Here is a 14,006-nt window from a genome sequence, read left to right on the forward strand (position 1 = left end):
GAATGGCCGGCGTTGCCGGCCATTGTTTTTTTCGGTCTTTTTTTACGGCAGCCGGTTACTGCACGGTGGCGGTGGCTAACGTGACGGCGGTTTTCGCGGATGGGTTTTTGCGCTGGGAAGCGGTTGCGCTTGCTTTTGCGTTGGCCTCGGTGACAGGTGCTTTTCCTCTCTGCGATGCCTCGGCCAGCAACTTCGCTGCATGATGTGCCGTGATGCGCCTATGCGGGACGCCCTTCGCGTCTAGAGCAATGACCTGGAACAGCTCACGGTCGCATTCGAGTTCCTGTTGATACTGCTCCGCCGTGTCTACGAGCAATTCGATGAGCGTTCTTTGTCGCTGTCTTTCGTCGCGCGTGATCGCGGGATTTTTCACTATCGAAGCCGCGAGCGTGATCAACGTGTCCAGTTGACCGACCTGTCGGTCGCATAGCTCGAACGCGGAAAGGGCAAGCTTTTCGTACTGAAGTGCGTCGACAGGCGGACGCGAAGCCGGTTGATTTTTGACGGACCTGGTCATGGTGCGATCTCCCTGTTGCTTCTTTGGATCGCCCGGACACTTGCCTTTTTGGCGGAAGGGGTGAGCGGGCACGTTAGCGGGGTTAGCAGACCGGGATTTCACCAAAACCGGCGAGCCTTGCGGCTCCCCCACCACGGCCCGCCCATTGAAAACAGGCGTGCGGAGGTAGACGCACGACCCGCCAAGGCGGGTGTGCGGGTGAAATCACAGGCTGCTAAACCTGGTCGCTGGGTGTTTCCCGGCGACCAGGTAATTATAAGGGAGGCGACCTTGGTTGCATTCAACCTGGTGGGCTAAATGTCTCGGGTTGGCTGAAGGGATAAGGGCGGGTAGGGCGCGAGGTGGGTGTGCGGGATTCTGGTGGTGTCGGATGCGGTTTAGGTGGTGGTTTGGTTGGCTGTTTTTGAACGATGCGGGGGACTGGGTCGACCCGTAAGCGACGACTGCCGTGACACCCCGGATGTCCGCTTTTCCATACGAACCGGACGGCAGTGGCATCTATCTTGGCAAATCGATGAGCACACACGAGTCGGACAATTCGCCTCCAGTACGCAACGAATGCCGGTCCGTCGTGCGCTACCCGCGCAGCCTCATGCGAACTGCTACGCCGCAGCGATTTCCTCAATAATCCGGAATATCACTTGGAAGTTAGCAAAATCTTCCTGCTGCCCATTCAAGCAAAGCCAATCGCACACATTGCGTTTTTCATCCTTGTTCACCGACGTGACCGCAGATTGGACGACTTCTTCGCCCCTAATTCTGCTTAAAGTCTGCGGACGTACGTCTATGAAGCGGGGATTCGCCGCTTCAAGTTTTTCGATAGTGGCAGGAGGAAATAGGTTCTCAATTCCTATTTTTACCGGATTTTCTTGGATCGTCGGCATAACCCGCCTGAAAATCTTACTGTTGTCCGCGTTTTGCTTACTTATATCGCAATCGTACATCAAGATAACCTTCCCGGGAAGAACCGTGGAAATATGATTGTTATAACTTTTCCATATTTTATCTAGGTTTCCAAAGCCGTCCCCATCTCTCACCTCAACACGAGCCAGAACATCCTCTTTACCAAGAAAATGTGCCGCACGGTTCAGATATCGAACATCATAATCACCTTCAACAAACACGATTGGCTTAGATAACCTGATCAGCTCCTCGCCTATTTGCTCTCTGTATCTCTCAGTTCTCTTAAATTCATCATGCGCAGAAACAAACTCCGAAAAATCGGATGAAACAATTTGATTGCCCTTGGGCATATCAATGATTTTGAAGCCATTTTCACCAAGAGCCCTCTCCATCCCCATAAGGAAAAGAGGGGAGTGAGTGGTGACAATAAACTGAACCCCCGGAAAAGAAGCAATTAATTCAGGAAGCACGTCGATTTGATGGCCGCTATGAAGGTGTGCATCAATCTCATCAATTACCACAATACCTTTCACATCTGCGAGCTCGTTAAAGCTTGCGTCTGACAAATCAAAATCCCGCAAAATTGATAAGAAAAGATTCAACAGCTGAACCTCTCCAGTCGACAGCTGGAAGAGATTGGGAATCCACGCCGCCTCATCCTTGATAATTGAAATTTGGCGCTGCTTTCTGTTGCCGATCCCAAAGCGAATATTACCCTCTTCCCGCAAGACAACCTTAAGAAGCCGCAAAATCGCCTCGTAGATCGCATTGCTTTGCCCCCTATAGCCCCCAAATATTCTCAACATTTGAGGCGGCTGGTTCTCGCTGGCTGGCAACATCAGGGTCGGCATTTGCAATTCGTACATTTGTCGATCAAAAAGCACGTCCAATAGCCAATCTCTGTTTTCCCGTAACGGAGAGGTGCAAATTATGTTTCTATTAGAATAGCCAGAAATCCTCTTTATATCTGTATACTTCGCTCGAGAAGTCAGATTTCCGACATTCAACCAACCCGGGTCCTCAAATCGATTCACCGGAAAATACAGATTACATTGTTGCTTCACCATTTTTTCGACGTCGTTTCTATAGTTCGCGAAATTAGACGAAAAATGCGACGCCTCGTTTTCTGGAATCTGAGGCCAACTCTGGCGTGCCGGAGTGTAAGCCAAGTTCTGCTCGAAATCGCTCCGGCTTTGCAGTAACTGCCACTCGGTGACGCTGACGGATGCGGAGAAGTTAACTTGGGAAAATGAATAATAACTTCCACTTTTTACGTACAACGGGCTTCTGTATTTATATACCTTCCCTCTCTCCACTTCTACATCCTCAAAAATTTCCTGTTTCGCTGCGATCATGCAATTAACGATATGGGAAAGCAAAATACTTTTTCCAGAACCATTCTCTCCGACGATTATTATCGGCTTCGGATTTTCATGCCCTTCGTGTAGCGTCAGGTTTATATAATCGATTGGACCGTTGTTTTCGAGCTCAATATTTTTCAGGTACATTCAAACCTCTTTTTTTGATGAAGCAAGGTAGTCAAGCTTTGCATGTTTGACCTGCTACGAGTTCAGCTACGTGTGGCGCCGCCAACTTATGCCCATGTTTTTGCGCAGCTTGTTTGGAGGGAATTTATGGAATTTTTCTGGAACGTGCAAGCAGTTCGCCCGGGACCGGCACTAACTCGTTCTCGGATGCCATTCGCGCTGGACTAGAGTTTGGTTTTTGCAGGGTACGCGACCCGGTTCACGTGAATGTCTTATTTCGAGGGCGTAGCAGACGACGCAACTTCGCGAACGAACCGTCCCTTCCCGCCGAACCGAGACAAATCGCGGCAGTCTCCGATCAACCGACCGTAATCAAATGTCGCGCTTGAGTCGGCCGATCAACCGAACGACCTCTGAAGGACTGTCGAAGTGACGACCAAGCCCCAGTCCCCAGAAACAACCACTACCAACTACGCATCAGCGCATCAGTCAGTTGCATCGCCGACTAGCCCCAACTATCTTCGCCATCCGATCGGTCTCCGCAGCCTGGCAGGCGGCAATTTCCACAGGCACGATGGAACCGCCTCCGTTTTCCGCCTCGGCGGCCTTCTTGCAACTCGCATCGCGTCGTTTCTTCCACCCGGCGATCTTCTTATCCAGACGCGCTTTGCAGCCTGGCGATTTCGCGGATTTCTCGTCAACAACGTCTTGCAGTTTCTGTTCAGCGACCACCTTGTCGCGCCATGCACAAAAGTTCAGGCTCGTCTGGTTTGCGTCACAGTTCGCCAGCATGCCTTGCACCTCGCTCGCCGGCAGACCGCTCTGCCGCGAGATAACGTCAGCGGGATCAGGTGGTGTGCCAGCAAATGCAGAAGAGCACGCGAGCGCGAGAGCCACGAAAGCGACTCTCATCGCGCCCCCTGAGCGAATGGCGCAGCCTCTTCGCGGCGGCGGTTGACAAGCCCATTTACGCGGCGCGGCGGCAGGCGGCGTCCCTGTGTATCGCGCGGATGCACATAGACGCAGAGCGCCATGTTGCTTGCAACCAGCCTATCGTTGCCACTATTGGCGGCAACAAACGTGTCACGCGATCCGGCTTCCCCTGAGTTATAGACAAAGCTCACCAATGCGTCGAACTGCGCCTGCGTGAGTTCGCGGTCTCGCACATTGCGGCGAACGATCTGCTCCGTGAGTCGGACCTTAGTGGCAAGTTGCGCATTGACCTGCGCGACTGACACCGGACGTTGGAGTTCTTCCGGCGTGCAGAAACCAAGGTGAGCAAGTGTGCCGACTCCATAGGTGCAGTTGTTCGCCACATCGTTGTAGTAGCTCATCACGGCACCTTCCCGACGGCGCAAATCCGCCCAGCCGGCAGGGCTGAGACCCAATGATTCATTCGGCATCGTTTCCTCGCGGAGACCAAGTCGACAAGACTCTATCATTCGTCAGCGGAGAAAGGGATTGCTGACTATGACTTGTCACTACTAGTGCAGATTATCGGGGCCGCAGTATCGGAGTTTCACGCTGAGGGGCCATAGCGTATGGCTAGTGTTCGCTCCTGCCGGGTCACTGTTCTTTACGATCGGCATATGCCTACCCCATCGACCGCGCTGACGCGCTTTCCCCTTCAACGACACAACGACCCATGCCGGAAAATAGCCGCCCACATCCATCCCAGCCGACTGACTCAGGTATGCTGGCGCCTTCGGGACAGCTTCCGTTCAAGGGGAGAATATGCGGCGCGTCGTATTCAATCAGAAAGGTGGCGTAGGCAAATCGACCATCGTCTGCAACCTTGCGGCCATCAGCGCCAGCGAAGGTCTGCGCACTCTGGTTATCGACCTGGATGCCCAGGCGAATTCAACTCAATACCTGCTCGGCCCGCAGGCCAGCGAGGCCCATCCCACCGTCGCTGGCTTCTTTGAAACCGCGCTAACGTTCAGCTTCCGGCCCGTAGAAGTAACGTCATTCATTCATCCGACGCCGTTTGAGAATCTGGACATCATGCCCGCTCATCCTGACCTGGACGCGTTGCACGGCAAACTGGAATCCCGCTACAAGATCTACAAGTTGCGTGACGCGCTCAACGAGCTCGACATGTATGACGCGGTTTATATCGACACGCCGCCAGCGTTGAACTTCTACACCCGCTCCGCGCTGATCGCCGTCGAGCGGTGTCTGATCCCGTTCGACTGTGATGACTTTTCCCGTCGCGCGCTTTACACGTTGCTGGAAAACGTGAAGGAGATCCAGCAGGATCACAACGTCGCACTGGAGGTGGAGGGGATTGTCATCAACCAGTTTCAGCCTCGTGCGAGCCTGCCTCAAAAGCTGGTCGACGAACTCGTCAGTGAAGGCTTGCCGGTGCTGGCTTCGCGGCTGTCTTCGTCCGTGAAGATCCGCGAATCGCATCAGCAGGCGACCCCCGTCATTCACCTCGATCCTGGACACAAACTTTCGCAGGAGTATCGGGCCTTGCATCGTGAATTGGCCGGATAGCGGGAATCGGCAGACGGCCGGGTTCGGCCGAGATGGAACGAATATCCAAACGTTGGTTTTGCTCAAATATCGGGCATGCCGAAGTCGGATTAGGGGCGCAGTTTCGGCCCCTAACCGACCGTAGTTGAGCAAAGTTGGTGAACCGCCGCTTTGTCCGTCGCCGAGCCGCTGTGCCCGACCCCCAAGGGACCGTCAGTCTTCCCGATAGCAGCCGCTCGCTGACGAATATCTCGTCTTTGATGCGACGCAGCGCATCTTCGATTCGACCTCAATAATGGCTTTGCCGGCTGGACCTTTCCAAAGTCCGCGGTGATCGCCGGGACCTGTCGAGGGTTCCGCATACCGCTTCCTGGCAATTACAAGCCATCAATTTAGATAGGCTCTTTTTGTTGATTGCGTACGGTAGTCTCCGCTATTGACGGGGCTGCAACTTCGTTCATCGCGTCACAGCAACCGCGCGGCGGGCTATTTTCAAAGCAATAAGTCAACGTCCGCGCGCATTCCAAATCAGGAGACGGACATGGATTCGAGCACTATTTCTTTCAAGGCAAGTAACGGGTTATTTGTTGGCAGGGAGGAGCCCACGAACCTGATACTGGCCACAAAGCCAGGCGTGGATTCTTTTGGCAAATTCACGGTGCAAGTCGTAGCGCCGGGTAAGATCACCTTGCTTGCGGATAATGGGCTTTATCTCTCGAGGATCAGCGGCCTATTTCCACATTCAAGCAACGACTGCATTCTGGCCACGAAAAAGACCGTCGATGAGTTTTGCGTGTTCTCATATCAGTACGCGCCCGCCTCTCCCTCTTTAGTGCTGCAGGCGGATAACGGACTCTATGTCTCCGTTGGATCAAATCAGGACGTTGATAACGCTCTCATTCCGGGAAAGAAGGACATCGACCCATCTTGCTACTTCCAGTTGATTGGATCGATTCCCAGCTCCAACGTCCGGGACGGTACCTTCAAACTTCCGCCGAATACGAGGTTTGGCGTGACCGGGCTTGTGAACTCGGCCACACCTCAGGAAATCGCCGTCTTCATCGGCGACAATCCGAAGCCCTACACCCTGACCGGCAAGCCGGGGACTCAGGATGGTCAGATGGGCACCGTGATCCTCGAATCCGACAGTACCGGCGTTGTTCGCCTTACCGTGACGGCAAATGGCAAGCAGTCGAAGGTGATGTCGCGTCAAGTCGACCTGAATCAGACAATCTACTTCGGGCTCCTCGGATCGGAGGATGGCACCGATAACGACTACAACGACTGTCTCGCGATTCTCAACTGGCCTCTTGGCTAGACGCCAGTCCGGTTGCTGGGGGAGATCTCCTTCATCCAGCCGGGGTGAACTTGTCAGAAGGCGCATAAGGTCAAGCAGGAGTGACGTGCCCAGCGCGTGAAGTTGCCGGGTAGAAGTACCCAATGTTAACTTCGGAGTGGAAAAATGACGCAACAGTCAGAGAATGGTCAAAAGCAACAAGAAACGCCTGCTGCGATCGGCAGTCAGGCCGCAGGAGTATTCGGCGGTGTTTCACTGATGTCCCAGCCAGAAGAATTGGCAAGCGGCTGGCCTAGCACGATGCAGGACTTTGGTACTCGTGACTGGATGCACTATGACTGGACCTTGTCGGAGGCTGAGTACAATTGCCGCGTGCTGTACTGGACCGGTCATGATTCGGGTAGTCCGCTCTGTACGATCCCGGTCCTTACAGGCAAGTGGCTCATCATTAACAAGTCCAATATGGACATCCGGTGCCGCAATGCAACACAGAAGAGCGGTACGTACCTGGTTGTAAAGGCAGGTACCATCGTCGATGCCTACGCGATCAACACGAATGATGAAACCGCTCAATCGATGTTCGCTGTTCCGGGCGGCGCGAATCCGGATCAGACCACCAAGCCTTATGTGCTGCCCCATGCTTCCGCAACGGTGCTTGGTGGCATCAAGGTAGGTCAAGGCCTGGAGATCTCAGCCGACGGTACGTTGTCGGTCGACCTTTCGGCTCTCCAGGCGCTGCTGTCCCCCAAAACGAACGTAGGGCCTGGGCCTGTTTCGACACCTCAGCCTCATACCCAAGTCGGGGATGGCACGTTCAAGCTTCCGCCGGGCACGAGGTTTAGCGTAACGGCGCTGGCCGAATCCACCTCCGAACAGACGGTTGAAATATATGTCGGCCAATCCGAAAAGCCGCGTCCGCTGTCAGGTCCGGGAGCGGACGGTATTCGCAGCATAGGAACGACGATCCTTGATGCAGACAGTACGGGGATAGTCCGCATCACTGTGTCGGCAAACGGCAAACCGTCGAAAATAGTATCGAGCCAGGTCGATATCCAGCCTTCTGGCGGCAAAACAATTTCCTTCGGGTTTGTTGGGTCGGACGATGGCACTCGTAACGACAACGACTACAACGCCGCTATCGTCTTTCTTAGCTGGCCGGTCCAACAGACCTAGCGATTATGCTGGTCGGCGCGACATGTATGGTTTGATTGACGCGCTAAGTCGTGGTTGATGTATCGGGTAAGGCGAGTGCGGTCACGCCGCACTCGCACGTTGCATGGCGCCGGCCTCGCGGAAACAGGATTGCACTGTGTCAGTCACGACTGCACCTGACGGTCGTTGATGCCGGAGGAGCGGTGGCCATGAGTCGCTTGGGCCGAAGCCGCGGACGATCTGTCAGAACTCGATTGGCGCGGTCGTGTCGGCAACCATTACATAAGTTAGTCCCGCATTAAAATTCGGCGGCTCCGCGAGAGCAAGCTGGGAAACACATCAGAAACAGCGCAAGCATAAACAGCCGACGCATATCAATGCTCCAGAGAGATTTTGAGCAAGAAGCTTCTCCTCGACACTTCTTTTCAAAAAGACCTCCAGAAGTTGGAATAATGCCGAACCATCGGATTACCGAACGAGAATCACGATATTCTTCCGATCCGGCGGAATCAGCTCAAGCGCATCCATCTTCTCGCGCCGCACCGTCGAACGTTTGGTTTGGCAATTAAAACAATCAATCTTCAACTAGGGGTAAAACAATCATGCTATTGGGTCGAATCGCTATCTATGGTCTCGCCGTGTCCATTCTCGCCGGATGCGCGGCAGGCCGGACAACTGTCGAGGTCTCCGCGCCTCAAGGCAAAAATCCTGCAACGGGGAAATACGTACGCATTGATTCCGTACAGGACAAACGCACGTTCACCGTCGCCCCTCCCAGCGCCGACATGGCGTCACTGGATCCGGCTGAAGATTCTAGCGATGCGTCGAAAGCTCGCGCGATCGGTCGGAAGAGAAACAGTTATGGCAAGGCGCTCGGCGACGTGGTGCTTCCCGAAGGCAAGACGGTCTCCGGCCTCGTTGAAAGCGCATTGGCTACCGGCTTTCAGGAGGCCGGCTACATCGTCGTGAAGCAGGACGACCCCAACTTTGCCGCCGCCACTCCGGTGACGGCGCAAATCATCGATTTCTGGGCATGGTTCCAGCCCGGCTTCTGGTCCATCTCAACCAACCAGAAGTCGGAACTGCAGTTGTCAGGCGATGTCGGCGCGCTTCATGGTGAGCAGACCGTCAAGACGCGCGTTAGCGAATCCAAGCAAGTCGTGGTTGCCAGCGACTGGCAGGAGATCGTGGAAAAAGGCCTGTCGGCGATTACGCTGCGGACCAAGGATCTGTTAAGCGGGAAGTAGGTCCATCGAGGAGCGAGCCGCCTCGCTCCTCATGAAGACGGCAAGCGCGTCTAGCTCGCTGGTCCAGAACCGCAACCGGTATCTGGACCAGCGAAGCGCCAGCAAAAACCGCCGCCGCCACTCACTTATTAACCATCTTCGCCGGCACACTAATCGCCAGCAACCCGCCAAGCACGAGAAACCCGGCCAGCATATACATCCCCGAATCGTTCGCCGAGGTTGCCTGCTTGAGCCACCCCACCGCATACGGACTGAGAAAGCCCGCCAGATTCCCAATCGAATTAATCATCGCAATCCCGGCCGCCGCGCCCGTACCCGCAAGAATCGCGGTCGGCAAACTCCAGAACAGCGGCAACGTGGTGAGAATCCCCATCGTGGCGAGCGTGAGCGAAGCCATCGCCAATACCGTGTTGTGCGTCCACACAACAGAAAGAATCAACCCGATCGCGCCCGCGAACGCCGGCAACGCGATATGCCAGCGCCGCTCGCGGTGGCGGTCCGCGCTACGCGACACGAGCACCATCGCCACCACGGCCGCCGCGAACGGAATCGCGGACAACAAGCCGATCGCGAACGCGTCGGTCACGCCGGTCGTCTTGATGATGGTCGGCAACCAGAAGCTCACGCCGTAAAGACCCATCACGAACGAGAAGTACGTGAGGCTCAGCATCAGCACGCGCCCGCTCGTGAGCACCTGGCGGATCGGCATGTCGTGCTTGGTGGCTTCCTCCGCGGACACATGGCGCTCGAGCAACTCCTTCTCTTCGGCGGTAAGCCACTTGGCCTTCGCGATGCGGTCGTCCAGGATGAAGAACACCAGAATGCCGACCAGCACCGACGGAATGCCTTCGAGCAGAAACAGCCACTGCCAGCCGTGCCAGCCGTTCGCGCCGTTGAAGCTCTTCATGATGTAGCCCGAGATCGGACCGCCGATCACGCCCGACAGCGCGATCGCCGTCATGAACCAGGTGGTCATGCGGCCGCGCCGGTGCGACGGATACCAGTAGGTGAGGTACAGGATGATGCCGGGGAAGAAGCCCGCTTCGGCGATGCCGAGCAGGAAGCGCATGACGTAGAACATGGTGGGCGTGGTGACGAACATCGTCAGCATCGAGATCACGCCCCACGACACCATGATCCGCGCGATCCACACGCGCGCGCCCACTTTGTGCAGGATCACGTTGCTCGGAATTTCGAAGATGAAATAGCCGAGGAAGAAAATCCCCGCGCCGAAGCCATATACGGCGTCGCTCAGACCGAGGTCCGCGCTCATTTGCAGCTTGGCGAAACCGACGTTGACGCGGTCCAGATACGCGACCACGTAGCAGAGCATCAAGAACGGCGTCAGCCGCCAGCCGACTTTGCGGTAGGTGGCCTCTTCGAAGCTGGAAGGCGGCGCACCCGCGCCGGGATGGTGAAGCGGATCTGCGGGACTGGCCATGATGTCTCCTCTTTTCTTGTGGAAATGAAGTGCCGCTGTCGCCCGATTCTATCCGCGCGGAATGGCTTGCATGACGAATAGATACCGGGGGAAAACACTGACATTGCAAGCGGGCCGCGCGTGCGACGGCCCGCGGCGGCAAGCTGGACGCCGCCTACAAGTCACCTGCGCGTCACTTGCGCGCCACCTACGCGTCACCTACACGCAGCGCCCGCCGTCGACTTCGAGACACACGCCCGTGATGAACTCCGCTTCGTCCGAAGCCAGATACAGCGCGGCGTTGGCGATATCTTGCGGCGTGGAGAACCGCCCGAGCGGAATGCCCGCGAGAAAGCGCTGGCGATTTTCCGGCGTGTCCTCGACGCCCATGAATTCGGAGAGCAGCGCCGTTTCGCCGATCACCGGGTTCACGCAGTTCACGCGAATGCGGTCAGGGCCCAGTTCGACGGCAAGCGATTTGCTCGCGATGATCACCGCGCCCTTGCTGCCGTTGTACCAGACGAGGCCCGGCCGCGGCCGCACGCCGGCCGTCGACGCGATGTTGATGAAACAGCCGCCGCCTTGCTCGCGAAAGTACGGCACGAATTCCTGCACGCTCCAGTAGAGGCTTTTGACGTTCACCGCATACACGCGGTCGAACTCGGCTTCGGTCACTTCCATCACCGGCTTGTTGCGATGCGTCGTGCCCGCATTGTTGACGACGATCTGCACGCTGCCGAAGTCTTCGAGCGCGGCTTCGCGCAGCTTGCGCCAGTCGTCCTGTTGCGCGACGTTGCCCGGCACTGCGATCGCCTTGCCGCCCGCCAGCGCGATTTCGCTCGCCACGCGTTCGGCGGCCGCGCCGTTCAGATCGTTGACCACGACGTTCGCGCCTTCGCGCGCGTAGGTCTTCGCGATGCCTTCGCCGAAACCCGATCCGCCACCTGTGACGATGGCTGTTTTACCTGTCAACCGCATGATGTCTCCGCTGTTTGTTGTGAATGGTGATGCGTTTGCGATGAACCCAGTGCCTAATCAACCCCGCCTAGCCGTGACGAATGGCGATGGTTTTCAGCACCGTGAAGCCATACAGCGCTTCGAAACCTTTTTCGCGCCCGTGGCCCGAATGCTTGACGCCGCCGAACGGCAACTCGACGCCGCCGCCCGCGCCATAGTTGTTGATGAACACCTGGCCTGAGCGCAAGCGCCGCGCGAGACGCATCTGCCGCGCGCCGTCGCGTGTCCAGATGCCGGCCACGAGGCCGAACTGCGTGCCGTTGGCGAGCGCGAGCGCTTCGTCCTCGTCGCTGAACGACATCGCGGCGAGCACCGGGCCGAACACTTCGTCGCGCGCGAGTCGGTGGCCGGCGGGCACGTCGCGCAGCAGCGTGGGCGCCTGATAGAAGCCGCTTTGCGGCGCTTCGGGGATCACTTCGCCGTGCGCCGCCATCGGAATGCCGTCGTGCTGCGCATCGGAGAGAAAGTCCCACACGCGCCGTTGCTGTTTCGCGTTGATGAGCGGCCCGCAGTCGAGATCGGCATGCGAAGGACCGACGCGCAACGCGTGAAACGCGTCGCTCAGACGGTCGAGCAAGGGTTCGTAAATGGCCCGGTCGATCAGCACGCGACTGCCCGCCGAGCAGGTTTGCCCGGCGTTCTGCACGATCGCCGCGACGAGCACGGGGAGCGCCGCGTCGAGATCCGCGTCGGCGAACACGATTTGCGGCGACTTGCCGCCCAGTTCCAGCGTGACGGGCACGTGGTTTTCGGCGGCCATTTGCGTGACCAGCTTGCCGGTTTCGGGCGAGCCGGTGAACGAGATGTGATCGATGCCCGGATGGGATGCCAAAGCCGCTCCCGCCTCGTGCCCATAACCTGTGACGACGTTCAGCGCGCCGGCCGGCAACCCTGCCTCGGCCGCCAGTTCGGCGACACGCAGAACGGACAGACACGCGTCCTCGGCCGGCTTGACGACGCACGCGTTGCCGGCGGCGAGCGCCGCGCCCACGCTGCGGCCGAAAATCTGCATCGGATAGTTCCACGGCACGATGTGGCCGGTCACGCCGTGCGGCTCGCGGATCGTCAGCACCGTGTAGCCGGCCTGATAAGGCAGCGTTTCGCCGTGCAGCTTGTCCGCCGCGCCCGCGTAGAACTCGAAGTAGCGCACGAGCGCGGCCGCATCGGCGCGCGCCTGTTTGAGCGGCTTGCCGGTGTCGCGGGCTTCGAGTTGCGCAAGTTCCTCCTGGCGGGCGGCGACCAGCATCGAGAGCCGGTAGAGCACGCGGCCGCGTTCGGCGGCGCTCGCCTCGCCCCATGCGCCTTCGAACGTGCGGCGGGCGGCCTGCACCGCCTGGTCGATATCCGCGGCGGTGCCGCGCGCGAGCTGGGTGAACGGCTGGCCGTCCGAGGGATCGAGCACGGCGATCGTCTCGCCGCCTGATCCCGCGGACCATTCGCCGCCGATGAAGTGTCGGGCTTCTTCCATGCATGCTCCTTGAGATCGCGCAGCCGGCACTGACGAGGGGCCGGATACGCAGTGTTCACAAACGAGAGGCACAATCGAGAGACGCGGGACGATTATCGCGCCGATCCGGCGACGGGTGCCACCGGCCGATTGGCTATAATGGCGCATTCCGCACTGTCCGGCCGCGGGGCCGCGGCTCCAGGCGAGCTTCTCACGATGCATGCCGCCCGGGCTCACGCACCGCACGCCGTGTTCCGAATTCCATCCTGATCAGAGAGCGCCCATGAGCTTCAATCACGTCCCCGCAGGCAAAGACCTTCCGCAAGATTTCAACGTCATCATCGAAATCCCGGCGCAGAGCGACCCGGTGAAGTACGAAGCCGACAAGGACCTGGGCCTGCTCGTCGTCGACCGCTTTATCAGCACGGGCATGCGCTATCCGGCCAACTACGGCTTCATTCCGCAAACCCTGTCGGGCGACGGCGACCCGGTCGACGTGCTGGTGATCACGCCGTTCCCGCTGCTGGCGGGCTCCGTGGTGCGCGCACGCGCGCTCGGCATGCTGCAAATGACCGACGAATCGGGCGTGGACGCGAAGCTGATCGCCGTGCCGCACGACAAGGTCTGCCCGATGACCGCGAGCCTCAAGTCGATCGACGACGTGCCCGCGTACCTGAAAGATCAGATCAAGCATTTCTTCGAGCAATACAAGGCGCTGGAGAAGGGCAAGTGGGTGAAGGTCGAGGGCTGGGCGGACGTCGAAGCCGCGCATAAGGAAATCAGCGAAGGCGTGGCGAACTACAAGAAGTAAGCTGCGTCGCCACGCTGCTGGCATGACGAAAACCGCGCGGGCCCGAAAGGGCCGCGCGGTTTTTTAATGGGCTTGCCAGGCATGCGCGTGCCGCCCGCCTGGCCTTGCGCGACGCACATAGACGTATTGCATCGCCCGCATGAACCGAAGCCATTTTTATAGTTAGGTGTAAACCCTTATGATCTGTCGCCTGTCGCAGCTTCGTTAATCGCGCGGCATCACTCCGCGCA

Annotated in this window: 12 protein-coding genes; 5 read left to right on the forward strand and 7 right to left on the reverse strand. The window is 57.8% G+C overall.

Translation table 11 applies throughout. The annotated features are described in order from the left end of the window. Positions 1-55: 55 nt before the first annotated feature. The 4 genes from CUJ90_RS04020 to CUJ90_RS04035 all read right to left on the reverse strand — a co-directional run bounded on the left by CUJ90_RS04020 (position 56) and on the right by CUJ90_RS04035 (position 4,310). Complete coding sequence (locus CUJ90_RS04020; RefSeq protein WP_114162038.1) at positions 56-517, reverse strand: hypothetical protein; 462 nt, start codon at positions 515-517, stop codon at positions 56-58. A 602-nt stretch (positions 518-1,119) separates the two neighbouring features. Further along, positions 1,120-2,928: an AAA family ATPase gene (locus CUJ90_RS32985; RefSeq protein WP_244219968.1), complete on the reverse strand. Its 1,809-nt coding sequence runs from the start codon at positions 2,926-2,928 to the stop codon at positions 1,120-1,122. Between the two features lie 468 nt (positions 2,929-3,396). Beyond that, complete coding sequence (locus tag CUJ90_RS04030; protein WP_114162039.1) at positions 3,397-3,819, reverse strand: lysozyme inhibitor LprI family protein; 423 nt, start codon at positions 3,817-3,819, stop codon at positions 3,397-3,399. Further along, the gene (locus tag CUJ90_RS04035; RefSeq protein ID WP_114162040.1) at positions 3,816-4,310 is read right to left on the reverse strand and encodes a lysozyme; all 495 of its coding nucleotides are present in this window, start codon (positions 4,308-4,310) and stop codon (positions 3,816-3,818) included. Before CUJ90_RS04035 ends, CUJ90_RS04030 begins: the two co-directional genes overlap by 4 nt. Before the next feature lie 331 nt (positions 4,311-4,641). On the opposite strand from CUJ90_RS04035, the gene CUJ90_RS04040 reads away from it, so the two are divergent. From CUJ90_RS04040 to CUJ90_RS04055, 4 genes are all read left to right on the forward strand, one after another. Further along, complete coding sequence (locus tag CUJ90_RS04040) at positions 4,642-5,406, forward strand: ParA family protein (protein ID WP_083085441.1); 765 nt, start codon at positions 4,642-4,644, stop codon at positions 5,404-5,406. A gap of 520 nt (positions 5,407-5,926) precedes the next feature. Beyond that, positions 5,927-6,703, forward strand: a complete 777-nt coding sequence (locus CUJ90_RS04045) for a fucose-binding lectin II (RefSeq protein ID WP_114162041.1) — start codon at positions 5,927-5,929, stop codon at positions 6,701-6,703. A gap of 144 nt (positions 6,704-6,847) precedes the next feature. Beyond that, a complete protein-coding gene (locus CUJ90_RS32595; protein WP_161553681.1) occupies positions 6,848-7,855 on the forward strand; it encodes a fucose-binding lectin II in 1,008 nt (335 codons plus the stop codon). Positions 7,856-8,436: 581 nt separating this feature from the next. Then, complete coding sequence (locus tag CUJ90_RS04055; protein WP_114162042.1) at positions 8,437-9,081, forward strand: YajG family lipoprotein; 645 nt, start codon at positions 8,437-8,439, stop codon at positions 9,079-9,081. A gap of 121 nt (positions 9,082-9,202) precedes the next feature. Here CUJ90_RS04055 and CUJ90_RS04060 read toward each other — a convergent pair whose 3' ends face one another. The 3 genes from CUJ90_RS04060 to CUJ90_RS04070 form a co-directional block, all read right to left on the reverse strand. Next, a complete protein-coding gene (locus tag CUJ90_RS04060) occupies positions 9,203-10,522 on the reverse strand; it encodes an MFS transporter (protein WP_073430753.1) in 1,320 nt (439 codons plus the stop codon). Between the two features lie 198 nt (positions 10,523-10,720). Continuing rightward, positions 10,721-11,479 (reverse strand): SDR family oxidoreductase, encoded by a 759-nt coding sequence (locus CUJ90_RS04065; protein WP_114162043.1) that lies wholly within the window; start codon positions 11,477-11,479, stop codon positions 10,721-10,723. Positions 11,480-11,546: 67 nt separating this feature from the next. Then, positions 11,547-12,986: an aldehyde dehydrogenase family protein gene (locus CUJ90_RS04070; RefSeq protein ID WP_114162044.1), complete on the reverse strand. Its 1,440-nt coding sequence runs from the start codon at positions 12,984-12,986 to the stop codon at positions 11,547-11,549. Between the two features lie 262 nt (positions 12,987-13,248). On the opposite strand from CUJ90_RS04070, the gene ppa reads away from it, so the two are divergent. Then, on the forward strand, positions 13,249-13,776 hold the full coding sequence (ppa, locus tag CUJ90_RS04075) for an inorganic diphosphatase (RefSeq protein ID WP_083085425.1): 528 nt from the start codon (positions 13,249-13,251) through the stop codon (positions 13,774-13,776). Positions 13,777-14,006 lie beyond the last annotated feature (230 nt).

It is taken from the genome of Paraburkholderia terricola, assembly GCF_003330825.1.
In the GTDB taxonomy this organism is placed as follows: Bacteria; Pseudomonadota; Gammaproteobacteria; order Burkholderiales; family Burkholderiaceae; genus Paraburkholderia; species Paraburkholderia terricola.

What these genes read in the sequence shown, in the direction of transcription:
- CUJ90_RS04070 (WP_114162044.1), bottom strand. Translation starts at nt 12,986, where the DNA reads ATGGAAGAAGCCCGACACTTCATCGGCGGCGAATGGTCCGCGGGATCA.
- CUJ90_RS04020 (WP_114162038.1), bottom strand. Translation starts at nt 517, where the DNA reads ATGACCAGGTCCGTCAAAAATCAACCGGCTTCGCGTCCGCCTGTCGAC.
- CUJ90_RS04055 (WP_114162042.1), top strand. Translation starts at nt 8,437, where the DNA reads ATGCTATTGGGTCGAATCGCTATCTATGGTCTCGCCGTGTCCATTCTC.
- CUJ90_RS04065 (WP_114162043.1), bottom strand. Translation starts at nt 11,479, where the DNA reads ATGCGGTTGACAGGTAAAACAGCCATCGTCACAGGTGGCGGATCGGGT.
- CUJ90_RS04030 (WP_114162039.1), bottom strand. Translation starts at nt 3,819, where the DNA reads ATGAGAGTCGCTTTCGTGGCTCTCGCGCTCGCGTGCTCTTCTGCATTT.
- CUJ90_RS04040 (WP_083085441.1), top strand. Translation starts at nt 4,642, where the DNA reads ATGCGGCGCGTCGTATTCAATCAGAAAGGTGGCGTAGGCAAATCGACC.
- CUJ90_RS32985 (WP_244219968.1), bottom strand. Translation starts at nt 2,928, where the DNA reads ATGTACCTGAAAAATATTGAGCTCGAAAACAACGGTCCAATCGATTAT.
- ppa (WP_083085425.1), top strand. Translation starts at nt 13,249, where the DNA reads ATGAGCTTCAATCACGTCCCCGCAGGCAAAGACCTTCCGCAAGATTTC.
- CUJ90_RS04035 (WP_114162040.1), bottom strand. Translation starts at nt 4,310, where the DNA reads ATGCCGAATGAATCATTGGGTCTCAGCCCTGCCGGCTGGGCGGATTTG.
- CUJ90_RS32595 (WP_161553681.1), top strand. Translation starts at nt 6,848, where the DNA reads ATGACGCAACAGTCAGAGAATGGTCAAAAGCAACAAGAAACGCCTGCT.
- CUJ90_RS04045 (WP_114162041.1), top strand. Translation starts at nt 5,927, where the DNA reads ATGGATTCGAGCACTATTTCTTTCAAGGCAAGTAACGGGTTATTTGTT.
- CUJ90_RS04060 (WP_073430753.1), bottom strand. Translation starts at nt 10,522, where the DNA reads ATGGCCAGTCCCGCAGATCCGCTTCACCATCCCGGCGCGGGTGCGCCG.